The organism is Bacillus sp. FSL L8-0167 (assembly GCF_038630295.1).
GTDB classification, from domain to species: Bacteria; Bacillota; Bacilli; order Bacillales; family Bacillaceae; genus Bacillus; species Bacillus safensis.
In genome coordinates, this window is sequence record NZ_CP152027.1 from 503,090 (window position 1) to 526,691 (window position 23,602).

Consider the following 23,602-nt stretch of genomic DNA (forward strand, 5'->3'; position numbering starts at 1 on the left):
CACATCCTCTCAGGGGAATTTTACCATAACCATATGAAAAGAAAAAGACAGCATCACTACTGTCTTTTACATAAACGTATCCACAATTAAAAAGAGATTGAGTGCGACAACAAGAGCTGCTATCACCCAAGATATTCCTGTTACCCAGCGGGCATTCGTTAATTCGCCCATAATTCGTTTTTTACTTGTAAATAAGATGAGCGGAATTAAAGCAAAGGCAATACCAAAGGATAAGACCACCTGGCTCATCACAAGTGCAGATGTCGGATTCACCCCAGATGCAATGATCACAATAGGGGGAATCATAGTAATCAGCCGGCGGACATACAGCGGAATCCGGTATTGAATAAAACCCTGCATAATGATATCGCCTGACAATGTACCGACAGAAGAGCTTGATAGTCCGGCTACAAGCAGTCCTACACCAAATAAGATAGCTGATGGACCTGCGAGTGTGCTAAAATGCTGGAACGCAACATCCAGATCTTCAACAAAGAGACCATTTTTATAAAATAAAGCGGCTGCCACAATCAACATACTGGCATTGATGGCTCCAGCGACTAGCATCGCAATAAGGATATCTAAAAACTCAAAGCGGAAAATCTGTTTTTTCTCCTTTTCCGTTCTGCCGACGACTCTCCTTTGGGTTAATGCTGAATGTAAATAGATCGCGTGCGGCATCACAGTGGCACCTAAAATTCCGGCTGCAAGCAGTACACTATCTGCGCCATCAAATTTTGGAATGAAAAGCCCGCCTGCGACACTTGCCATATCAGGCTTGGCGACAAAGGTTTGCACAGCGAAAGCGATCACGACAACGAACAGCATGCCAGTGATGCCGGCTTCTAATGCGCGATATCCCCGTCTTTGCAATTCTAAAATCGCAAATGATCCGATAGCTGCAATAATGGATGCTTCAAGCAGCGGGATCCGAAAAAGCAAGTATAAACCAAGTGCAGCCCCGATAAACTCGGCTAAATCTGTGGCAATAATGACGAGTTCGCCCTGAATCCATAAACCGATGGAGACGGGTTTTGGAAACTCTTCACGTGCGATTTCAGGTAAGTTTTTACCTGTCGCTATTCCAAGCTTTGCGGACAAGGATTGGATGAGCAAAGCCATGAGATTTGATATGAGAATGACCCACAAAAGGAGATATCCATATTTAGAGCCAGCCGCAATGTTGGTGGCAAAATTTCCTGGGTCAATATATGCAATGGCAGCGATAAAAGCAGGGCCTAGAAAAGGAAGAAGCCTTCTAAATCCTTTGACCTTACCTTCAAGTGCACGCTCAGCTGCCGCTGACATGTGTGCCTGTGCCTCGATGTATTTGTTTGTCATATGTCATCACCTAGATTCTACAAAGTTTTGCTTGGGCACAAAAAGTTTCCTTGATGCAATTTTTAATCATCATATGCCCATATTCATGAAAAGTCAACTATCTGAACTAATAGGTTTGTTTATCATATGTAAGTGAAAAAAATAGATACCTTGTCAACGAGCAACATAAAAAACACCGCCTCTTAGACGGTGTCCCTACTGCTTCCTCTGTTATTTGTTTTTTAAGATACCCTTGATCCCACACTGCGGAAGATCAGGCTTAAAATAATGACAAAGATCGCTGCTCCTAAGATTGCTGGAATGATCGCAAAGCCTGCCAGACTAGGACCCCACGTTCCAAGTAATCCATGACCAATCCAAGCGCCTACAAACCCGGCAATCATTGAACCGATCCATCCTCCTGGTACACTGCCCCCAGCGAGTGCACTCCCAATGAGACCGATGACAATCGCCACAACTAATGAAATTAGAAATCCTAACATGTTGACCACTCCTCTTTTGTTTGTTTATTAAGCAATAACCGTTTTGAAAAAGATTAAAACCTTTCGGAACCGCTTCAATGTTCTATACGTATGATGGACAAGGATTGTGTATAATAACAGACAAATACTTCAGCGACATCTAAGGAGGCATATGCATGGAGGAAAGAGAGTGGCTAAAAGCACAATTAAAGGAGATTGAAAAATGGGAGAAAGACCAGCAAAAGGTATGGTTTTGGGAGAAACTCAGCCGCCTTCCATTTCAAATGCTGGACAAGCTGACGCCTGCTTTTATTCAGAAAAAAATCGGTGTGCTGCTAGATGAAATGGGTCATTACATTCAGTCTGGCGGTGCCTATTTGACGTCGGAAAAAGGCATCATTCATCAATTTCAAAAGAAGTGTGAGGGCGAATCCATCCAGCGTATAGAGGATATTGGAAAGGCCCCAATCGAATTGATGGATGCCATTAGTGAACATATGGGGAAAAACAGAACGAATCTCGCGACGGTACAAGGTGCGACAACTGGTGTCGGCGGAATGTTTACGCTAGCTGCTGATATTCCTGCGGTCCTGGGCCTCTCTCTGAAAACATTGCAGGATATTGCCGTCACCTATGGCTATGATCCTAAAAACAAAGAGGAGCGGGTCTTCATCATTAAATGCTTGCAGCTGAACTCTGCTGATGTCGTTGGAAAGAAATCGATTCTAAAAGAGCTGAAAAGCTATCATGCATCCGAAGGGAAGCATGAAAACATGATTTCTCAAATCCAAGGGTGGCGTGAGGTCGTCTATAATTACCGGGATTCGTTTGGCTGGAAGAAACTGTTTCAGCTTGTGCCCATTGCTGGGATTTTGTTTGGTGCCGTTTCGAACCGCTCACAATTAAAAGGAATTGCCGAAACAGGCATGATGCAATACCGAAAACGAAGAATTTTAACAAGATTAGAAGAGCTCACGCAGCAAGAACAGAGTGAGTCCGGCGCATAAAAAAATCCCTTATCAAAGGGATTTTTTATTTGCTCTCATCCTCTTCCTGAAAAGCATGAATAGGTGAGTGTTCATAACGTGCACGCAGTTCGCGGATCTGTTTGATGAGGGTAGAGCCGATCGTTTTTTCGGCTTCATCATACAAAGGATCAAGGGCTTTCATCCATTTTTGTCTTTCTGCTGGCGTCAATTCATGAATGGCAATCGGCGATTCACGTTTAATGTCCTCCAGCTGATCTTTGTTCATCTGTTCTGCATGCTTTTCATTCCAAGCCGTTGTTTCTTCCATGGCTTCAAGTAAAATTCGTTTCGTTTCGGGTGTCTGGCGGTCAAAGAAGGATTGATCTGTTAAGACCACATAGCCTAAATACCCGTGATTGCTGATCGTCATATAGTCTTGTATATGATAGAATTTTTTTGAATAAATATTTGAAATGGTATTTTCTTCACCGTCTACTTTTTTGGTTTCTAATAGCTGAAACGTTGAATTAAATGATTCCTGATAGGGCTTTGCGCCAAGGAGTTTGAATTGTTTTTCAATCATGTCGCTTTGCATAATGCGGAGAGACTGGTTTTTTAAATCAGCCGGCTGTTTGATGGGTCCTTTATTAGAGGTAATTTGCTTAAAGCCATTTGTCCAATAAGCCATTCCCTTTAATCCATCTTTTTGCAGCGTGCCAAACAACCTTTGTCCAATTGCACCGTGCAGGCCTTCTTGAACCGCGCTGTAATTTGAAAAAGCAAAGGGAAGATCAAGTGCCAGCCACTCAGGAGACAGCATGCCGAGCTTCGAGGTAGACGGAGCGATAAATTGAACTTGATTCTCTTTGAGTGCATTAATTTCTTCAATATCAGAATAAAGGCTTCCGTTGGAGAAAATTTGAATGCTGATCTTTCCATCGGATTTTTCGTGCACGAGCTCAGCAAATTTCTTTGCGGCAAGTCCTTTGGGTGTATTGTCTGCCACGACATGGCTGAATTTGAACACAAGCTGGTCCTTCAGTCCTGTCTGTTCATCATCAAAGGTTGTCGCTGATTTTGGCATCATATGATAAAAACCAAAGTATAAAGCGGTTACAAAACCGATCATGAGCAAAAGTGTATAAGCGAGTAAATTCTTCATGCGTCAGATCCCCCTTATGTCAAGCATACTTGACAGAGGAAGAATTCGTAAAGATACAGGTGAAAAAATGATGAGAAATCGATTGAAATTACAACAATTATCTATTAGATGGAAGCTTACCATCCTCACATATTTCGTTGTCATTTTCGCCCTTTTAATCGGAGGAATTGTCCTTGTTGGGGGAATTCAGCAAACAGAGGAACGGGAGCTTCGAAAAAGACTCATGAACACGGCGAGAACTGTGGCTGAAATGAATGAGGTGAAGCAGACGTTAGCTGATCAGACAAAGGAACGTGATCGATTACAGCATGCGATCGAAGAGATTCGGATTATTCAAGACGCTGACTACATTGTCGTGATGGATATGGATCATGTGAGATTAACGCATCCAGTGAAAACGAGGATTGGCCAGCGCTCAGAAGGAACTGATGAAGAGCCGGCTTTTGCAGAGCATATTTATTTCTCAGAAGCAGAGGGAGAGCTTGGAACAGCCATCAGAGCTTTTTATCCAGTCAAGGATGATCAATTTAATCAAACAGGGGTTGTGCTTGTAGGAAGAACTCTGCCAAGTATGGCAGATATATTAGGAGAAATGAAGCGCGATATCCTCATGATCCTCCTCTTGACGCTCAGCTTTGGGCTTGTGGGTTCATTTTTACTCGCCCGTCATATTAAACAGCAAATGTTTAAGCTGGAGCCGCATGAGATTGTCAGAATGCTAGAGGAACGCACTGCAACCTTTCACTCTATTAATGAAGGGGTTATCGCCATTGATAATCAGCACATGATTACCATTTTTAATGAGAAGGCGAAGCAGATTTTTGGCGTGACGGGTGATGTCGTGGGCCGGAATATTTGGGATGTGCTGTCTGATACAAGACTTCCTGAAATTATCGATCGCGCAGAACCCGTCTACAATGAAGAAATTCATATGAGCGGAAAGCGGATCATGAGCAGCCGGATTCCGATTGTGATGAAAAAGAAAATCATCGGAGCAGTTGCCATTTTTCAGGACCGGACGGAAGCGGCAAAATTGGCGGAGGAGCTCACAGGGGTTAAGAACTTTGTGGACGGTTTGCGGGTGCAAAACCATGAGCATATGAATAAGCTTCATACGATTGCCGGTCTGATTCAGCTGGGTAAAGCCGATCAGGCGCTCGATCTGGCCTTTCAAACGACAGAGGAGCAGGAACATGTGACGGACTTTCTTCACCGCGTCATAGAGCATGATGCTGTCTCAGGGTTATTGATGAGCAAAATCAGAAGGGGCAAGGAGCTTGGCATCATGGTCGAAGTAGATGAACATAGCTGTCTGCGTGATTTCCCTGAACGGCTTGATCAGCATGATATGACGAAGCTGCTCGGAAATCTCATTGAGAACGCCTTTGCTTCGTATGATACTGTAGAAAGAGACACAAAAGTCATTTCCATTAGTATCGATCAAACGGAGGATGTCCTCGCGATTTTAATTGAAGACAATGGCTCCGGGATCGAAGAAGAAATGATTCCTTCTATTTTCGATAAAGGCTTCACACATGGCAAAGAGGGCGGAACAGGCTATGGCCTGTATATTGTAAAAACGATTATCGACAAAGGGATGGGAAGTGTAGAGGTCACATCAAGCATCGGCATTGGTACCACCTTCTCAATCGAATTCCCAATGACCATAGAGGAGAGAGACAGATGACTCAGATTAAGGTGCTGTTAATTGAAGATGACCCGATGGTGCAAGAAGTGAATAAAGAGTTCATTATGAGTGTTCCTGGCTTTCAAGTAGCAGCCGTCGCTGGAAATGGGGAGCAGGGCATCCAGCTGATCAAAGAGATTCGTCCAGACCTCGTGGTACTTGATGTATATATGCCAAAAAAGGATGGCGTCAAAACGCTGCAAGACATCAGAAAACAGAAGATGAAAGTGGATGTGATTGTCATTTCAGCAGCGAAGGACAAAGAGACCATCGGCATCATGCTTCAAAATGGTGCGCGGGATTATATTATTAAACCATTCAAATTTGAACGAATGAAAGAATCACTTGAAAGCTATAAGGCGTTTAAATCAAAAATCCAAACCGCAGCAGAATTTTCTCAGGAGATGCTCGATGATATCATACGAAAGCCTGCTGTTAAGCAGGAAGATACTTGGCTTCCTAAAGGGCTGAATGTGCATACGATGAACGAAATTAAAGCTTATATGGGCTTGCAGGAAGGCGCCCAGTCTGCAGAGGAAGTTGCTAATGCACTTGGCATAGCCCGTGTCACGGCACGCCGGTATTTAGACTTCCTCGTCAAAGAAGGCGAGCTGAAATTAGATATGCAATATGGGGGGATTGGACGGCCTGTGAATAAATATATCGTACATTCTGACTAAGAGACCAAAAAGACCAAAATGTACGATATGTCCATAAGCTTCACAGCCTTTGATGAAATCGCTATCATTTATCTACAGATAACAGTTAAGCGTTTACATCAAAGGGTGAGGGAGTTGATTTTTTATGAAGAGGCTTTTGAAGAACCTGACATTTCAGGTGATTGCAGCTGTCATCATCGGGATCATTGTCGGGATGGTTTGGCCAAACGTCGGAAAAGAAATGAAGCCGCTTGGTGACACCTTTATCAATGCCGTTAAAATGGTCATTGCACCAATTATTTTCTTAACCATTGTTCTTGGTATTGCCAAGATGGGTGATATGAAAAAGGTTGGAAAAGTTGGGGGAAAAGCATTTATTTATTTTGAAGTCGTCACGACACTTGCTCTGGTCATCGGTCTTTTTGTTGTGAATATCATGAAGCCAGGTGCAGGTCTTGACTATAGCAAGCTTGAAAAAGGGGATGTCTCACAATATACCCAAAATGGCGGACAGGGTATCGACTGGATGGAATTTGTCACACATATCGTGCCATCTAACATGGTTGATGCTTTTGCAAAAGGTGATATTTTACAGGTCTTATTCTTCTCTATTTTATTCGGTGTTGCGCTTGCTGCACTTGGCGAGAAGGGCAAAGGAATCATTGAATGGCTCGATAAGCTGTCACTCGTTTTCTTTAAAATCATTGGATATATCATGCGTGCTGCGCCGCTCGGTGCGTTTGGGGCAATGGCTTATACGATCGGACACTTTGGTTTGGCATCGATTAAACCGCTGGCGAGTCTGATGCTCTCCGTTTATATGACCATGTTCTTGTTCATTTTCGTTGTACTGAACATCATTTGTAAAATGTATGGCTTCAGCCTGCTCGGTTATCTGCGGTTTATCAAGGATGAAATTTTAATTGTACTTGGCACAAGTTCTTCAGAATCCGTGCTGCCAAGAATGATGGATAAAATGGAACGCTACGGGTGCTCTAAGTCTGTTGTCGGTCTTGTCATTCCAACAGGTTATTCCTTTAACCTAGACGGAACTTCAATCTATTTATCAATGGCAGTCGTCTTCTTGGCACAAGTGTTTGGTGTAGACCTGTCGATCGGTCAGCAGATCACTATTATCCTTGTTCTGATGCTTACATCAAAGGGAGCTGCTGGGGTGACAGGAAGCGGATTTATCGTGCTTGCATCTACTCTTGCGGCACTACAGGTCATTCCGTTAGAGGGTCTAGCACTGCTGCTTGGGGTTGACCGCTTCATGAGTGAAGGAAGAGCGATTACAAACCTCATTGGAAATGGAATCGCAACAATTGTTGTCGCGAAGAGTGAAGGTGAATTTGACGAAGCGAAGAGCAAAACAGCACTTCAGGAAATGCGGAATATGAAGCAGGCTGTTTAGTATAAAAACAACCAAAAACCGAAACCTTATGTTCTACATGGGTTCGGTTTTTTTGTGTAAAAAAGAAAAAACAATAAAATTAATACAAATCGTAAGACCTCTTTGACCTTTTATTATATAATTTACAGAAAGATCCGATATAATGTATATCAGATACGATGAAAAATAGACTTTAGTCCTGGCAGGTGTGTAACGTAATGACGGCATTTTTAAAATTGTTCGAAAAACCCGGTGTTAAGCGGTTTTCAGTATTTGTAGTATTAGCCACAGCATTATATCTATTAAGAGGAATGATGAATTTAATTCTTTTGACCTTCATTTTCACCTTTTTGATGAATCGGTTGGAAGAGGTCATTAGAGGCTTTTTAAATCGCTTCCTGAAAATAGGACAGAAATCGGTCATTACCATTTTGTATATTCTTCTGGCTGGCGGATTGACATTTGGCGGATTTGTTTTTGTGCCAATCATCGCCAAACAGGTAGAGCAGCTATTTCATTTAGGAAAGAAAATTGCAGATCATCCACAAGATTTACCCTTCTTTGACGTCATCACGAACGTATTCGGAGATTTCAAAATATCAGCTTTCTTTGAGAAAGGGTTTAATTTCCTCTATACATACATAACCGATTTCAGTACATTCAGTATCCAGGTCATTATGTCCTTAATATTAAGCATGTTCTTCCTGTTCGAAAAAGAACGCCTCATTCAATTCATGAACAAGTTCAAAACGAGTAAAATCTCCGTGTTCTATCATGAAATTGCCTTCTTTGGACGTAAATTTTCCCGAACGTTTGGAAAAGTACTTGAAGCTCAGTTTATTATTGCAACCGTTAATTGTGTGCTAACGACCATCGCGTTAGGCATTATGGGTTTCCCGCAGTTATTTGGATTAGCGGTCATGGTCTTTTTGCTAGGCTTAATCCCAGTAGCGGGTGTAGTGATCTCTCTTATTCCACTCAGCATCATTGCGTATACACTCGGAGGCGGAATGTATGTCCTGTATATTGTGCTGGTGATTGTCATTATCCATGCCATTGAAGCATACTTCTTGAATCCGAAGCTCATGTCAGCTAAAACAGAGCTCCCTATTTTCTTCACGTTTATTGTGCTGATCTTCTCTGAACACTATATTGGCATTTGGGGACTTATTATCGGTATCCCAATCTTTGTGTTTATTTTAGATATCCTTGAAGTGACAAATAGGGAAGAAAGTAATTAAAAAGTTCATATGAACCTGTTTACAATTTTCTAAAAATAAGGTATAAATGGTATGAAAATATCATATTACCACACGCTTAATCCTTCTAAAGGAATGGGGGACCCATGTTTTTGGGGTGAATTTTTCTTATCTGAGAAAAAAGGACATCTCTTCGTCCTAACCCGTCAGCTAACCTCATCAGCGTGAAGAGAGTAGACAGTGGTACATGTATGGACACGCAGGCCCACGAGAAGACTCTCTCGTGGGCTTTTTGACGAGGAAGGGGAGATTTTATTGAAGCTGGCGACGAAAATTATTATTGCCTTGTTTGTAGGTGCAATCACAGGATTGCTGCTCAACCTTTTTGCTCCAGATGTATTCAAAGTGTTAGACCCTTATTTATTTACACCACTAGGTCAAATCTTCTTAAACCTGATTAAAATGCTGGTTGTGCCCATTGTATTCTTTTCGATCACGCTCGGTGTAGCAGGCCTTGGTGATCCGAAGAAGCTAGGCAGAATCGGCGCAAAAACCATTACTTATTTCCTGCTCACTACGACTTTTGCCATCATCATTGGCATCTCATTAGCCTTATTGATCAAGCCGGGAGCCTTCGGCAATTTTGATACAAAAGCGGCTGATTATTCCGCAGAGGAAGCCCCATCAATGGCAGACACACTACTCAACATCATTCCAACCAATCCAGTCCAATCGTTAGTTGAAGGAGACATGCTTCAAATTATCGTCTTCTGTGTATTTTTAGGTCTTGGCATAGCCATGCTTGGTAAAAAAACGGAAGGCTTGCTGAAGCTGTTTGAACAAGGAAATGAATTAATGATGTATCTTGTCGGTGTTGTGATGAAATTTGCACCGTACGGGACATTCGGTTTGATTGCAACGGCAATCGGCAGTCAGGGGCTGGATGCCATGAAAGCGATGGGACTTTACTTCTCGGTCGTGTTAATTGCGCTTATCCTGCATTTCTTCCTGACATATGGATCAACCATTGCTATCTTAGCTAAACGAAATCCAATGGCATTCTTTAAGGGATTTTCACCAGCGATGGTTGTTGCATTTAGTACATCAAGCAGTAACGCAGTGCTGCCGGTATCAATGGAAACAGCGCAAAAGCGTTTAAAGGTGCCAGAGCCGATTTCAAGCTTTGTGCAGCCGCTGGGTGCAACCATTAATATGGATGGCACAGCCATTATGCAAGGTGTTGCGACCATTTTTATCGCTCAAGTGTATGGGGTTGAACTGACGCTTGTTCAAATGCTGACGGTTGTCTTAACAGCTGTTTTAGCAAGTATCGGTACAGCAGGTGTCCCAGGGGTAGGGCTCATCATGCTGGCCATGGTGTTAAATTCCGTGAATCTTCCTGTTGAGGGAATAGCGCTGATCCTTGGTATAGACCGCTTATTAGATATGGCAAGAACCGTAGTTAATATTACAGGTGACGCAGCATGTGCGGTGATTGTTTCTGAAACCGAAAAGAAGCACGAAAAAGAAGCGCCGACACCTAACTTATCACTGTAATAAGCAAGAAGGGCTGACTGGATCAGTCCTTTTTTTCATGGATTGATTTGTCTCGCGTGATATACTTTTTACAGGATGAGCGGTCATAACTGCCGCCACAGGCTTTACATCAGAAGGAGGAACCACTTTGCAGTCTGCTGTTTTAAAAGTAGAGAAAGTCGATAAACTAATTGGCCGGAAAATGATCTTGCAGGATATTTCTATAGACATTGGGCAAGGAGAAATTGTCGGATTACTTGGTCCCAATGGGTCTGGAAAAACAACTTTGATTCGATTGATCGTTGGCTTGATGAAAAAAAACAATGGCAACATCATGATCAATGGATATTCACAAGATGAGGATTTTCTTAAAGCGATGTCATCTGTTGGTGCGATCATAGAAAACCCAGAATTTTATTCGTATTTAACAGGCTTTGAAAACCTTGAAATGTATGCAGCGATGCACGATGGCGTGACGGAGGAACGCATTCAGGAAGTGGTGGAAAGAGTTCGTCTGGAGGATGCCATTCATCAGAAGGTCAAGACGTATTCACTAGGGATGAAACAAAGGCTTGGGATTGCACAAGCTATTTTGCATCGGCCGAACCTGCTCATTTTAGACGAACCGACAAATGGACTGGACCCTGCAGGAATGAAGGAATTCCGGGAGCACTTACAAATGCTTGTAAAGGAAGAAGGAACCTCGGTGTTATTTGCGACGCATTTATTGCATGAGGTAGAGGAGCTATGTGACCGAATGATTATCATTCAAAAGGGACAGATCAAAGCTAGTACTCATCTCCGGGATATGGAGGGGAAAGAGCAGGTGCTGATGAATATTCAGCCAGTAGAAAAGGCGGTCTCATGGCTTGACGCACACGACTATACATATGAACGAAATGGAGCGCGTGTACTGCTTCAACTGAACAAAGAACGTGTGCCAGAGCTGAACAAACAGCTTGTGCTGGCGGGGTTTGATGTACTTGAATTGATGCCTCAAAAGCAGTCAATTGAAGAGGCATTTATGAAATGGACGGAAGGCGGGACGACAGATGCTTAACCTCATCAAGAATGAGCATAAGAAAATCATGAAGAAAAAGATCACACTCATTGCTCTTTTATTGATCGTTGTATTTCAACTGGCCATGGCTCTAACCTTAAAACGAGTCATATCAAGCTTTGGCGGACAAGACACAGTCGCGAACTATTTTGCTTATTCCACGAACGTCGTGTTTATTTTGCAGGTGCTTGCTGTTGTTATTGGCGCGACCTTGATCTCAACAGAGTTTCAGAAAAGGACGATCAAGTTTCTATTGATCCGGCCAAAAACAAGACTGCACATTTTTCTGTCAAAATACATCACACTTGTGCTGACAGTCATTTATTTGTTTGTTTTTTATTATGTTTTGGCTTTTCTATTTGGTCTTATTTTCTTCGGTACTGATTTTGATGAAAGAACAGGGCAATTATTTCAGCATACGTTTGCCGTCATTGGATCTCAGTGGGTGGAAGTGATCATGATGGCAAGCTTTGCTTTTATGTGTTCCAGTTTGTTTAGAAACAGTCTTGTTGCCCTTGTGACCTCGTTTTTTGTTTTATATGCGGCGAAATCACTTGTGCCGATCATGTCTCTCTTAGAAAATCAGTGGGGGAAAATACTCCTTTTCGCCAATACGGACTTTACTCAGTACAGCTTTCAAGGACCGCCGCCTTTTCATGGGATGAGCATTTTGTTTTCTCTATTTATAGTAGGGGCGCATTTTGTTTTCTTTATTGGATCGGCTTGGATTCTTTTTTGGAAACGTGATGTAAATGTGTAAAAATTGTGTCAAATAACAAGAAAAATTCGTGACATCTTTGTGAAAACGAGTCTGTATTTCACGATAACCGGCTGATTTTGTCTTATAATAAGAGGGAGTCATGGAGGTGGCACTATCGTGAAAAATTTCATTACGGCTTTACCAATTTTGCTGCTGCTGTCGTTTTCGTTTGTGTCTTTTGCCTTCCAATTTGATCATCTTGTTTATTTCAGACTAGCGCTGGGGATTTTTTCGTTAGCGGGTCTTTTCTTTCTGTATACACTTAAAAGAAATATGAAATGGTTCATGGTCTATTTATATGCGAGCTGGATCGTTCTTGCTGCCGTCACGACATTTGAGGAACCTGTCTTTTCTCAATTTTTCTTCGGTGGTTTAACGATGACAATGGGTTATCTCACATATATGCTCATTTATTTAGGTATGAAGCAGGACCGTGTAGCGAAATCACATTAAAACAAAAGCCGATAAAATCGAATAACAGATTTTATCGGCTTTTTTATTTTGTTGAAGCAGACAAAAGAGCAGTCAGTGATGACTGCTCCTCTCATAGTTATGATTCACGCCCAGCAGCTGCAAGCTGCTTCTGGTGTTTTTTGTCGATGGTTTCGTAAATACTTTCCATCATTTGAGGATCGCGCATGATGGCCTTTTTGTTCTCTTCAATCAATTGCTGGTAGGTTTTAATTTTCTTCTTAGACATGTGACTCATCGCTCCTTAATAAGAATGGACGTCTATAGGATTTCATATAGATGAAATTGATAATCATTTTCAATTAGTAATTCCATTATACAAAGACAAATGTCAGAAGTAAAGATTCAATTCAGAAAATTCACGTAACCGACATATTCCAAGCTGGTTCGACGCTGCATTCTTTCCCAGGAAATAATGTTGTCGTGACTTGTCGTAAGTGAAACATCAATTTGAAACGTTTTGGCTGTGCAGCTCGTCTTATGAAGAGATTTAAAAAGAAAAAAGACATCAGCAAGAGTTTGCTGATGTCCTTCGTTTCATCAATTAAGAAACGTGCTCTTGAAGAAATTCTGTCACTTCTTCAGGCGATTTTGCATTTGCACTGTGTAAATGACCTGTTTTTTCACCATTTTTGAAAATTAACAGGCTTGGAATGCCCATTACCTGATAAGTTTCAGCTAATTCAGGGAAATCATCTTTATTTATTTCAAACCATTCATGGTGAGCATAAGCTTCTAGGATGTCTGGAATGAACATGTCCATTCTTGTACAGTCAGGACACCATGTTGCAAAGAATTTAACGATGACTTCTTTGTCTGATTGAATCATTTCATTGAATTGTTCAGTACTTGTGATTTTTTTCAATTTGTCACAACTCCTTTTCATTGTCATTTTAATATAAAATAAAGGCGAATGACATACAAATGCTCGGGAGGCGCTTACAACCTTTACAAATCATTTCAATTACGTAACAACAAAAATTAATTAGAGCATTTTTGCTTGAAAGTGATAAGATAGTAAAGATGAATTTTAGTGGGGGGAGTATCCATTGAAAATAAGTTTAGGATTGATTTACGGCGGAAAGTCAGCCGAACATAATGTATCACTGCAAACAGCCCTTGCAGTTACAAAAGCACTTAACACTGAGAAGTTCGATATACATCCAATTTATATTACAGAAGAGGGTGAATGGTTAAGAGGAGAAAAACTCACTGAACCAGTATCAAACGTCAAAATGCTTCAATTTGAACAGAACGCAAAGACGTTTTTACCAACTTCTTTAAATGAAAGCATGTTTCCACAGCCTGCATCGGCTGATGAGAAAATTGATGTTGTCTTCCCGTTGCTGCACGGACCAAATGGAGAAGATGGCACAATGCAAGGATTACTTGAACTGTTAAATATCCCGTATGTCGGCAACGGCGTTCTCGCGTCTGCCGCGGGTATGGATAAAGTCATGATGAAAGATGTTTTTGCACAAGCAGGACTTGCACAAGCAAAGCACCTTTCTTTCAATAAAAAAGACTACGAGAAAGCGACACCAGACAGCTTAGAACAGGTTGAAAAAGTACTGGGCTATCCATGCTTTGTGAAACCTGCCAACATGGGATCAAGTGTTGGAATTAGCAAATGCCGCAGCAAAGAAGAACTGCAGACTGCATTTGACCTCGCTTTCCAATATGATCGTCGTGTGGTCGTAGAAGAAGGCGTCGTTGGAAGAGAAATCGAGATTGGTGTATTAGGCAATGATGAGCCGAAATGCTCTGTCGTTGGTGAGATTGCGCCTAAAACAGATTTTTATGATTACAAAGCAAAATATGAAGACGGCGATACAGATTTGATCATTCCGGCGAGTGTGTCAGAGGATGAATATAAGACGATTCATGACATGGCAATTAAGGCATTTAAAGCCCTCGATGGATCTGGTCTCGTACGTGCAGACTTCTTCCTTACAGAAAAAGGTGAAGTGTTGATCAATGAAGTGAATACAATGCCTGGATTCACACCATTTAGTATGTTCCCATTACTTTGGAAGCACACTGGTGTAGAGTATCCAGAGTTAATTGAAAAGCTGGTGTCACTTGCAATTGAACGCCATCAAGAAAAACAAACCATTAAAACAACTTTTTAATGTGAGCAGCAAGCAGACACTATCCTTAGGTAGTGTCTCTTTTCCTTCAAACGTGAAATGAGAAAGAGAGGCGAAAAATCATGATCAAACGTACAGTGAAACAAATCGCCCAAATGGCTGGTGGAACCCTATCTAATCAAGCTTTTGGCGAAGAACAGATTCACGGAGTGACAACAGATACACGAAAAGTATCAAACGGCGCCCTGTTTATCCCGCTTATCGGAGAACATTTTAATGGTCACACATTTGCTTCGAAAGCAGTGGAGCTTGGAGCATCAGCTGTTCTTTGGAATCAAAAAGAAGCCAATCCGCCAGAAGGCGTTCCGGTAATTCTTGTAGAGGATACACTAGCTGCCCTTCAACAGCTGGCGAAATCATACTTAAAAGAAGAAAACCCTCGTGTTGTCGGTATTACAGGAAGTAATGGGAAAACCACAACGAAAGATATGATTCATTCCGTCTTGCAAACAGCGTATCGAGTTCATAAAACAAACGGTAACTTTAATAATCATATCGGTCTTCCGCTCACCATTCTTGCAATGCCAGAAGGAACCGATATTGCGGTTTTGGAGATGGGCATGAGTGCAAAAGGCGAAATCGAATTTTTATCAGATCTGGCTGAGCCTGATGCGGCAGTCATCACAAATATCGGGGAATCACATATGCAAGATTTAGGATCAAGAGAAGCCATTGCTGATGCAAAATGTGAGATCGTAAAAGGATTAAAAGAAGACGGCATCTTTTATTACTTAGGTGATGAGCCTTTGCTTCGCGAAAGAGCAAGTTCACTTTCTCAGCGTGTGAAAACCTTTGGAGAAGCAGAGGACTGTGATATCAAGGTAACGCACATCAACCAGCTTGCAGAGGGAACAGAATTTCAGGTCGAAGGGTATGCCCAAGGTTTTCTCATTCCTGTATTAGGGAAACATAATGTGAAGAATGCACTTGCTGCTATTGCTATAGGCCAGCATTTTGGGCTGAATGAAAGACAAATTGCCCAAGGACTGATGCAAACGAAGTTGACGGGGATGCGTCTTGAGCTGTTTAAAACAGACAAAGGAATCACTGTCATTAATGATGCGTATAATGCAAGTCCTACTTCTATGAAAGCAGCCATTGATCTTGTGGGAGATATGGACGGTTTCGCCAATCGTATTCTTGTACTTGGAGATATGCTCGAAATGGGCAGTGAAGAAGAAACGTATCATTATGAACTTGGCCGTTACATCAAGCCGGAATTTATTGATCATGTCATGACGTATGGCCGTCTAGGTGCATTCATTGCTGAAGGAGCGAAAAAATCATTCGGGGCTGAGCACGTCTTCTCCTTTATGGACAAAGAGGACCTGAAGAAAAAACTAGCTGAAGTGGCAGGGCCTGACGATGTTGTGCTTGTCAAAGCCTCACGCGGTATGAAATTGGAAGAAGTCATTACTGCACTATAAAAGTGAGAAGGTGACAGAATGATTGGCTGTTTATGTATCCACGGTTTTACGGGTGCCCCTTATGAAGTAGAACCGCTGGCGCAGTATTTAAAACAGACGGCAGATTGGGAAGTGCAGTCTGTCACGCTTCCGGGGCATGGGGATGAGCTTCAGTTAAAAGGCATTCTTTATCAAGAATGGATAGCGACAGCTGAACTCGAACTTTTATCCCTTTATCGAACTTGTGACACCGTGTATTTGATCGGCTTTTCTATGGGCGGAATGATTGCTTCTTACTTAGCAGCGAAGTACCCAGTTGCCCGTCTCGTCCTATTAAGTGCTGCGGCTAAATATGTGAACCCAAAACAAATGATGCAAGACACAAGGCAGATGGTAAAGGAGTCCCTGTCAGGGATCATTGATACAAACCCTTTATATGATCGATATCGCCATAAGCTCACAAGCACGCCGCTGTCAGCTGCGATAGAATTTATGAAGCTGGTAAAGCAAACGAAGAATTCGCTTGAGAAGCTTCATCTGCCTGTGTTAATTGTTCAAGGGGAAAGCGACGGGATTGTGCCTGCTTCAAGTGCAGAATTTATTTATCATAAGGTCCCGTCTCGCCAGAAAGAAATGTTTTATTTGCCCGATTGTAAACATCATGTTTGTCATGAGCCATGTGCCCAGCAATTGTTTGAGAAAGTAGAACATTTTCTAAAAAAAGCAATTTAATATATAGAAAAGCTAAATTGTGGCTAAACTAATATAAATTGAATCCCACTTGTTAAAATTTGCATCATTTTTGTCGAATGAGTGACAGGCATATGGTACAATAGGAAAGAAAAGGTGGTCGATTCGGTTGTTTCAATATGACGGAAAAACCTTTATCCCGCAGTCTAATTCGAGTAACGGAGAAGTATCAGCAGGAACCATATTTCAATATCGTCAGGACGGGAATATATTAACGGGCACATATCAAGGCGGCAGTATTATATCTGGCGTACTTGTAGGAACTGTGAATGAGGATGGAACACTTCATTTTAGATATCACCATGTAAGCAAGGACGGCAGCATGAGAAGCGGGACTTGCAATTCCACTCCAAAGCAGCTGGATAACGGAAAAATTCAACTGTTTGAAAAGTGGAAATGGATGGACGGAGATCAAAGTGAAGGTGAATCTGTCATTGTAGAACAGTAGATATATCCATTTCTGTCTTGTTGAAAAACAAATAGTGTAATGGTAAGATATAAGGTAGGGTAATTCGGGCTTTGTATATAATGGACCTGTCCTTTCAGAAAAGGGCAGTTTTTAATGATCATTCACGAGATTACTGAAACAGCAATTAGAAGGAGTTTGAATAAATTGACTATAACGTTTCAAGATTTTCAATTAAGCGAAAGTCTCATGAAGGCTATTAACCGCATGGGATTCGAAGAAGCAACACCGATTCAAGCAGAAACGATTCCTCTCGGTCTTCAAAATAAAGATGTCATCGGACAAGCACAAACAGGAACAGGAAAAACTGCAGCATTTGGTATTCCTCTTGTAGAAAAAATTGACCCAGCGTCTCCAAATATCCAAGCGATTATCATTGCGCCAACAAGAGAATTAGCGATTCAAGTATCTGAAGAGCTATATAAAATCGGCCAAGACAAGCGTGCACGCGTACTTCCTATTTACGGTGGACAAGATATCGGCCGTCAAATCCGTTCGCTCAAGAAAAATCCTCATATCATCGTAGGGACTCCAGGACGTTTACTCGATCACATTAACCGTCGTACAATGCGTCTTCAAAACGTTGAAACAGTTGTGCTAGATGAAGCAGACGAAATGCTAAACATGGGTTTCATCGAAGACATTGAAGCGATCCTTTCAAATGTACCAAGTGAACACCAAACACTTTTATTCTCTGCGACAATGCCTGCACCAATTAAGCGCATTGCAGAGCGTTTCATGACAAACCCAGAACACGTAAAAGTAAAAGCGAAAGAAATGACTGTATCTAACATCCAACAGTTCTATTTGGATATTCACGAACGTAAAAAGTTTGATACATTGACTCGTCTTCTTGACATTCAATCACCTGAGCTTTCAATTGTCTTCGGCCGTACGAAACGCCGTGTTGACGAATTGACTGAAGCACTTAACCTTAGAGGTTATACAGCTGAAGGAATTCATGGTGACCTGACTCAAGCAAAACGTATGGTTGCGCTTCGTAAATTCAAAGAGGGTTCAATCGATGTGCTTGTCGCAACAGACGTTGCAGCACGTGGACTTGATATCTCAGGCGTCACACACGTGTATAACTTTGACGTACCGCAAGATCCAGAAAGCTACGTGCACCGTATTGGACGTACAGGACGTGCTGGACGTACAGGTATGGCGATGACATTCATCACACCACGTGAAAAAGATATGCTTCGTGCGATTGAGCAAACGACTAAACGTAAAATGGATCGTATGAAAGAACCTACACTAGATGAGGCGATTGAAGGACAACAGCAAGTAACAGTTGACCGTCTACGCACAATCATCAGTGAAAACAACTTGAACTTCTACATGACAGCTGCTGCTGAATTGCTGGAAGATCATGATTCTGTGACAGTGGTTGCAGCTGCGATCAAAATGATGACAAAAGAGCCGGATGCAACGCCTGTTCGTTTAACAGATGAAGCACCGATGATTTCTAAACGTCATCGTAACAACCGCAGTTCTTCTAAACGCAGAGACGGCGGCGGTGGCGGAGGCTACCGTGGAAAAGGCAAGAACACCCGTTCATCTTATGGTGATAAAAAGCGTTCTTCAAATGACCGCAATCGTTCTTCTAACGATCGTCGTCAAAAGAAATCTTATAACAACTAACATACAAGAGCGAATCCTTTGCAGGGTTCGCTTTTTTTAACAGGCTGAAATTGAAACTTTTTAGGCTTTGTTACGTAATATATTGATAGAAAAGTATGAGAATGGGGGAAGAATGTGAGAAAACAGCCGCAACGTCAAATTAGTTTAAATGGTTTAAAGGTATGGCGTCTTCAAAATGGAATTATCTCATTGATTTTCTTACTCATCATCATTGGGGTATTTGTTGCCAGCTACTATTTTCAATGGCCATATTGGATTGGAGCGATCCTTTCTGGTTTATGGGTCTTACAGGTCATTTTTGGCATTTGGCTCATACCAAAAATCCGCCACCACATCTGGCGCTACGAAGTATTCGAAAATGAAATCGAAATACAGCATGGACTCATTCGCGTCACACGTGTAATTGTGCCAATGGTTCGTGTTCAGCATGTTGATACATCTCAAGGACCGCTTTTAAGGCGCTACCGTTTGGCCTCTGTTCAAATTTCGACTGCTGCCACAGTTCATGATATACCGGCGCTAGAATTAGAAGAGGCAGATGAGCTTCGTGATTACATATCTCGTTTAGCAAGGGTGACGGAAGATGATGTCTGAACCAAAACGTGTACACCCCATTTCGATGTTCATTGATTTTATATCAGATGCTGTATCCATGATCAAAAACTTCATTATCCCTTTTTTCGTGTTGATTTTTGTGAACTCGAATTCGAGCATTCGCTTTTATGCATTTATCATTCTTGGTGTGCTTCTTTTATGGAAAGCCGTTTTTACCATTTTAGAATGGAGACGATTCACTTACCGGATGGAAGACGATGAATTTCGTGTGGAATCGGGTGTGATTACGAAAAAGAAAAAATATATCTCGTTAGAACGAATTCAAACGGTCAATACAAGTGAAGGTATTTTCCAGCGGATTTTCGGTTTAGTGCGGGTTCAAATCGAAACGGCAGGCGGAACGGATGGTCCAGAAGTGAGCCTGACCGCGATTACAAAAGCAGAAGCGGAACAATTAAAGCAGTCGATTTTCAACCGGAAGAAAAGCTTGCAGGAAGAAGAAATGACGGATGAAGCAGGTGATCTGAATGGCCATTTGACTGCGCAAAAACCTATGCAGGAAGAAATCAATGTCTCCTATCGTATGGGTGTGCCAGAATTGCTTTTGGCTGCGACCACTTCAAGCGGTATCGGTGTCATTATCTCAGGGTGTCTCGCCATCTACACACAAATAGATGAAATTCTCCCTTTGGACGGGTTCTTCAAGCAGTTCTCTTTTTTAAGCCATGCGAGCATTGAAATCTATGCGATTTTGATATTTCTTGCCGTATTGATCGCTTGGATCTTGAGTGTTGGGGTAACAGCACTTCAGTATGCGAATTTTGCTGCAAAACGAAAAGGGAATGACATCATCATTACAAGAGGGCTCATCGAGAGACATCAAATGACCATTCCACTTGCGAGAATTCAAGCAGTGAAAATCAAAGAGAATATGATCCGTGAGCCTTTTGGTTTTGCGACGGTGATGCTTGTTAGTGCAGGAGGTTCGATTACAGAGAAAGAAACCTCTTCCGTCTTATTTCCGCTCATTCGGAAGAAAAAAATAAATGAATTGCTGTCACAATTCACCGATCATTATCATGTAGCACCAGAAACAGAGCTGAAAAAAGTGCCAAAACGTTCGCTCAAGCGCTACCTGATCTCTTATGGCTTTGTGCCGTTACTTGTAGGTATCATCCTGTCGGTACGCTTTCCGCCATGGGGATATTTGGGACTCATTCCGTTACCGCTTGCTCTATTCTTTGGCTATTTAGCTTATAAACAATCAGGATATACAATCAAAGATTCATTGATTCAAATGACATCAAGAGGCATTGGCAAGACCACTGGCATTGTCTTGAGAAAACGAATGCAAAACTATACGATGACGCAATCTTTTTTCCAAAAGAAAGGCCGGGTCGCCAGTATTCACACCTTTGTGAAATCCTCTGCGCTGCTTGATTCCTTTGGTGTGCATCACCTTGAGGAAGAAGATGCGGCACGTGTATTTGATTGGTATTCGTATGAAAAAAATCAATCGTCTTAAACGAAAAATGTCGATCAGCTCCTGCTTGAGGAGTGATCGACATTTTTTATGAGATTAATAGCGTCTTTTTTTCGAATGGAAAAGCAGCGTAATCGGTGCTAGAATCATACCGCCGATCAATCCAAATAAGTGAGCCATGATATTGATGTTCGAATTGACGAACGTCATGATGACAGAAACAGCAAGAATCGTTAAAATCACTTGTGAATTCCCGCGGTCCATCATGTGCGGTTTAAACAGGACAAGGTATAGATAAACCCCAAACAAACCGAAGATCGCACCAGAAGCGCCAACATGTACATACTCTAAAGGCTCCACCCAATAGGTTCCGAGATTGCCAATGAATCCTGCACCGAGATAAATGATTAGAAATCGAACCTTCCCAAGCAAATGTTCAAGCGCTGGGGCGAACAAGAAAAGGGACATGGAATTGAATAAAATATGCGTGAGACTCCCGTGCAGAAAAATAGGTGTGACGAGACGCCACCATTCCCCAGCTGCTACACCATAATTGAAACCGACGAGATGATCCTGTCCAAGCTGTATAATAGGGATAGGAACCGCAAAAATAAGCCACAGGCCGATTTGTAAAGCAAGGATCGCTGTTACGATTGGATACGATCTAATAAATTGTTGAAAGCTCTCCGTTCGAATAAACATAACAAACCCCTTTTGACTAGATAATGGTAAGTTTATAGTAACACGTTTATGAAGCGAACACTCAAATTAGTACGAGTATCATAGGAGGTACCTCATGATCAAAGGAATAGGCATTGATATTGTAGAGATCGACCGTCTTTCGCGGGTGCTCAGCAGACAGCCCCGTTTACCGGAACGAATTTTGACTTTAAGTGAACAGAACGTCTTTCTTACACTCAGTGAAAAAAGACAGCTGGAATTTTTGGCAGGACGCTTTGCGGCAAAGGAAGCCTTCGCTAAAGCATACGGAACGGGAATCGGTGAGCATTTAAGCTTTCATGACATAGACATTCAAAAAGACGATAAGGGGAAACCCTTCATCAAAAGCGAGAAAGCAGAGGGAGATCAGGTCCATGTGTCGATAACCCATACAAAGGAATATGCTGCTGCACAAGTTTTAATTGAAAGGTTGTCAAGCTAGTCTGCATATTGTTTGTCCCCCCTTCATATATTGGGTAGTGCGATAAGGAAGGGCGAGTTGCTAACAGGCTTTGATGGTTCGCGGTACGCAGTTAACTCTTGAGGCGTACTGTTAAAGTCAAACAAGCGGTTTCTTCCTTTTAACACAATTAACGAAGGGGTTGAAAAGGGTGAGAAAAAGCTTTGTTTTGCTTGTAACGGGAATCCTTTTTGTACTGATTCTCTCCGCATGCGGTCAAAAATCTCAGAAGGATATCGTTGGAGATTTAAACAAAAAGGCAGAGGAAATGACATCATACAAAGCCAAAGCAAAAATGACCATTGAGACAGGAAATGACCCGCAGGAGTACCAGGTAGAAATTTGGTACAAAAAGCCGGAGCTTTACCGTGTCTATTTAGAAAATCCGAAAAAGGATCAGAGTCAAGTCATTTTAAGAAATGGCAATGGTGTGTTTGTGCTGACACCTTCATTGAACAAGAGCTTCCGTTTCCATAGTGATTGGCCGAATAATAGCAGTCAGGTCTATTTATTCGAATCACTTGTGAAGGACATTAAAAATGACAGTGCAGCTCAGTTCAAAGCGAAAGAGTCAAAGTATGTGTTCGAAACGAAGACCAATTATCAGCACAACCAAATGCTGCCTACCCAAGAGATTACCTTTCATAAGAAAACAATGGCGCCTGCCAGTGTGAAAGTGCTGGATAGCGACAAAAAGCCAATGGTGAAAGTGGAATTCTCTCACTTTGAATTCAATAAATCCTTTGACAAAGATGCATTTGATGAGAAGAAAAACATGACACTCTCTCAAATGGATGTTGCCACAAGTGCAGACCCATCTGACAGCTTTGCGGTGAAAACACCAGTTGATATGCCAGAAGGCGTGAAGAAGATGGAAGAGAAAGAAATGACGACAGATGCTGGGAAGCGTTATGTAATTACGTACGGCGGCAAGAAATCCTTCACACTCATTCAGGAAAAAGCGCGAGTAGCTGAAGCATCTACGCCTGTCACGATGAACGGCGAGCCGGTCGATCTTGGTATGACAGTAGGGGTTCTGACAGATCAATCCCTCTCATGGACATCTGACGGGGTTGACTACTTAATTTCCTCAAGTGATCTATCGAAAGAAGAGCTTTTGATGGTCGCAAAGAGTGTAGAAGGCCAGTCAGCTAAATAGGCGAGAGCCTTAAAAAACAACATATCAGCCCTGTGCAAGGGCTGATTTTCTTTGATTTGTTTCACATTATTCTTGATTTTTAGTATCATATGAGGGGATTGAATCATTC

At 41.9% G+C, this 23,602-nt stretch carries 24 protein-coding genes and 1 riboswitch; of the genes, 18 read left to right on the plus strand and 6 right to left on the minus strand.

Annotated elements, in window-relative coordinates; all coding sequences use genetic code 11:
• Positions 1-66: 66 nt before the first annotated feature.
• Together MHB66_RS02410 and MHB66_RS02415 are read right to left on the minus strand one after the other, a co-directional pair.
• On the minus strand, positions 67-1,341 hold the full coding sequence (locus MHB66_RS02410; RefSeq protein WP_046313953.1) for an Nramp family divalent metal transporter: 1,275 nt from the start codon (positions 1,339-1,341) through the stop codon (positions 67-69).
• A gap of 221 nt (positions 1,342-1,562) precedes the next feature.
• Entirely contained in the window at positions 1,563-1,823 is a 261-nt protein-coding gene (locus MHB66_RS02415) for a GlsB/YeaQ/YmgE family stress response membrane protein (protein WP_024427360.1), read from the minus strand.
• A gap of 155 nt (positions 1,824-1,978) precedes the next feature.
• Between MHB66_RS02415 and MHB66_RS02420 the strand changes: the two genes are divergently transcribed.
• Positions 1,979-2,809, plus strand: coding sequence for an EcsC family protein (locus MHB66_RS02420; RefSeq protein WP_034283975.1), 831 nt, complete (start codon positions 1,979-1,981; stop codon positions 2,807-2,809).
• Between the two features lie 25 nt (positions 2,810-2,834).
• Here the strand turns inward: MHB66_RS02420 and MHB66_RS02425 are convergent, their stop codons facing one another.
• Positions 2,835-3,932, minus strand: coding sequence for a DctP family TRAP transporter solute-binding subunit (locus MHB66_RS02425; protein ID WP_041116739.1), 1,098 nt, complete (start codon positions 3,930-3,932; stop codon positions 2,835-2,837).
• Positions 3,933-4,014: 82 nt separating this feature from the next.
• On the opposite strand from MHB66_RS02425, the gene MHB66_RS02430 reads away from it, so the two are divergent.
• From MHB66_RS02430 to MHB66_RS02465, 8 genes are all read left to right on the plus strand, one after another.
• Complete coding sequence (locus MHB66_RS02430; RefSeq protein ID WP_170825884.1) at positions 4,015-5,619, plus strand: sensor histidine kinase; 1,605 nt, start codon at positions 4,015-4,017, stop codon at positions 5,617-5,619.
• Entirely contained in the window at positions 5,616-6,299 is a 684-nt protein-coding gene (locus MHB66_RS02435) for a response regulator (RefSeq protein WP_034283970.1), read from the plus strand. Before MHB66_RS02430 ends, MHB66_RS02435 begins: the two co-directional genes overlap by 4 nt.
• Positions 6,300-6,423: 124 nt before the next feature.
• Complete coding sequence (gene dctP, locus MHB66_RS02440) at positions 6,424-7,692, plus strand: C4-dicarboxylate transporter DctP (RefSeq protein WP_041107478.1); 1,269 nt, start codon at positions 6,424-6,426, stop codon at positions 7,690-7,692.
• 197 nt (positions 7,693-7,889) lie between these two features.
• Positions 7,890-8,912, plus strand: coding sequence for an AI-2E family transporter (locus MHB66_RS02445; RefSeq protein WP_024425375.1), 1,023 nt, complete (start codon positions 7,890-7,892; stop codon positions 8,910-8,912).
• 63 nt (positions 8,913-8,975) lie between these two features.
• Positions 8,976-9,109, plus strand: a riboswitch (cyclic di-AMP (ydaO/yuaA leader).
• Between the two features lie 76 nt (positions 9,110-9,185).
• Positions 9,186-10,427 (plus strand): dicarboxylate/amino acid:cation symporter, encoded by a 1,242-nt coding sequence (locus tag MHB66_RS02450; protein ID WP_034283966.1) that lies wholly within the window; start codon positions 9,186-9,188, stop codon positions 10,425-10,427.
• Positions 10,428-10,554: 127 nt separating this feature from the next.
• Entirely contained in the window at positions 10,555-11,466 is a 912-nt protein-coding gene (locus MHB66_RS02455) for an ABC transporter ATP-binding protein (RefSeq protein WP_046313956.1), read from the plus strand.
• Positions 11,459-12,226: an ABC transporter permease gene (locus MHB66_RS02460; protein ID WP_041116743.1), complete on the plus strand. Its 768-nt coding sequence runs from the start codon at positions 11,459-11,461 to the stop codon at positions 12,224-12,226. The genes MHB66_RS02455 and MHB66_RS02460 overlap by 8 nt, the downstream gene beginning before the upstream one ends.
• Positions 12,227-12,343: 117 nt before the next feature.
• Entirely contained in the window at positions 12,344-12,679 is a 336-nt protein-coding gene (locus MHB66_RS02465; RefSeq protein ID WP_017366657.1) for a hypothetical protein, read from the plus strand.
• Positions 12,680-12,776: 97 nt separating this feature from the next.
• Here the strand turns inward: MHB66_RS02465 and fbpB are convergent, their stop codons facing one another.
• Both fbpB and MHB66_RS02475 read right to left on the minus strand, forming a co-directional pair.
• The gene (gene fbpB, locus MHB66_RS02470) at positions 12,777-12,926 is read right to left on the minus strand and encodes a Fur-regulated basic protein FbpB (RefSeq protein WP_065215285.1); all 150 of its coding nucleotides are present in this window, start codon (positions 12,924-12,926) and stop codon (positions 12,777-12,779) included.
• A 315-nt stretch (positions 12,927-13,241) separates the two neighbouring features.
• Positions 13,242-13,562 carry a thioredoxin family protein gene (locus tag MHB66_RS02475; protein WP_034283964.1) on the minus strand — a complete coding sequence of 107 codons (321 nt, stop codon included), beginning with the start codon at positions 13,560-13,562 and terminating at the stop codon, positions 13,242-13,244.
• 184 nt (positions 13,563-13,746) lie between these two features.
• Here MHB66_RS02475 and MHB66_RS02480 point away from each other — a divergent pair, with 184 nt between their 5' ends.
• From MHB66_RS02480 to MHB66_RS02510, 7 genes are all read left to right on the plus strand, one after another.
• Positions 13,747-14,829, plus strand: a complete 1,083-nt coding sequence (locus MHB66_RS02480; protein ID WP_041107469.1) for a D-alanine--D-alanine ligase — start codon at positions 13,747-13,749, stop codon at positions 14,827-14,829.
• Between the two features lie 80 nt (positions 14,830-14,909).
• Complete coding sequence (murF, locus tag MHB66_RS02485) at positions 14,910-16,274, plus strand: UDP-N-acetylmuramoyl-tripeptide--D-alanyl-D-alanine ligase (protein WP_046313960.1); 1,365 nt, start codon at positions 14,910-14,912, stop codon at positions 16,272-16,274.
• Positions 16,275-16,292: 18 nt separating this feature from the next.
• Complete coding sequence (locus MHB66_RS02490) at positions 16,293-16,985, plus strand: alpha/beta fold hydrolase (protein WP_024427369.1); 693 nt, start codon at positions 16,293-16,295, stop codon at positions 16,983-16,985.
• 127 nt (positions 16,986-17,112) lie between these two features.
• On the plus strand, positions 17,113-17,451 hold the full coding sequence (locus MHB66_RS02495) for a glutamate synthase (protein WP_046313963.1): 339 nt from the start codon (positions 17,113-17,115) through the stop codon (positions 17,449-17,451).
• Positions 17,452-17,616: 165 nt separating this feature from the next.
• Positions 17,617-19,116 (plus strand): DEAD/DEAH box helicase, encoded by a 1,500-nt coding sequence (locus MHB66_RS02500; protein WP_034283956.1) that lies wholly within the window; start codon positions 17,617-17,619, stop codon positions 19,114-19,116.
• Positions 19,117-19,230: 114 nt separating this feature from the next.
• Positions 19,231-19,710 carry a PH domain-containing protein gene (locus tag MHB66_RS02505; RefSeq protein WP_024425383.1) on the plus strand — a complete coding sequence of 160 codons (480 nt, stop codon included), beginning with the start codon at positions 19,231-19,233 and terminating at the stop codon, positions 19,708-19,710.
• Entirely contained in the window at positions 19,700-21,196 is a 1,497-nt protein-coding gene (locus tag MHB66_RS02510) for a PH domain-containing protein (protein ID WP_046313966.1), read from the plus strand. The genes MHB66_RS02505 and MHB66_RS02510 overlap by 11 nt, the downstream gene beginning before the upstream one ends.
• A gap of 54 nt (positions 21,197-21,250) precedes the next feature.
• On the opposite strand, the gene MHB66_RS02515 is transcribed toward MHB66_RS02510, so the two are convergent.
• Positions 21,251-21,856: a rhomboid family intramembrane serine protease gene (locus tag MHB66_RS02515; protein ID WP_041116754.1), complete on the minus strand. Its 606-nt coding sequence runs from the start codon at positions 21,854-21,856 to the stop codon at positions 21,251-21,253.
• Between the two features lie 94 nt (positions 21,857-21,950).
• Between MHB66_RS02515 and acpS the strand changes: the two genes are divergently transcribed.
• On the plus strand, positions 21,951-22,316 hold the full coding sequence (gene acpS, locus MHB66_RS02520) for a holo-ACP synthase (protein WP_046313968.1): 366 nt from the start codon (positions 21,951-21,953) through the stop codon (positions 22,314-22,316).
• A 160-nt stretch (positions 22,317-22,476) separates the two neighbouring features.
• Positions 22,477-23,493: an outer membrane lipoprotein-sorting protein gene (locus MHB66_RS02525; protein WP_098677666.1), complete on the plus strand. Its 1,017-nt coding sequence runs from the start codon at positions 22,477-22,479 to the stop codon at positions 23,491-23,493.
• The last annotated feature ends 109 nt before the right edge of the window (positions 23,494-23,602 follow it).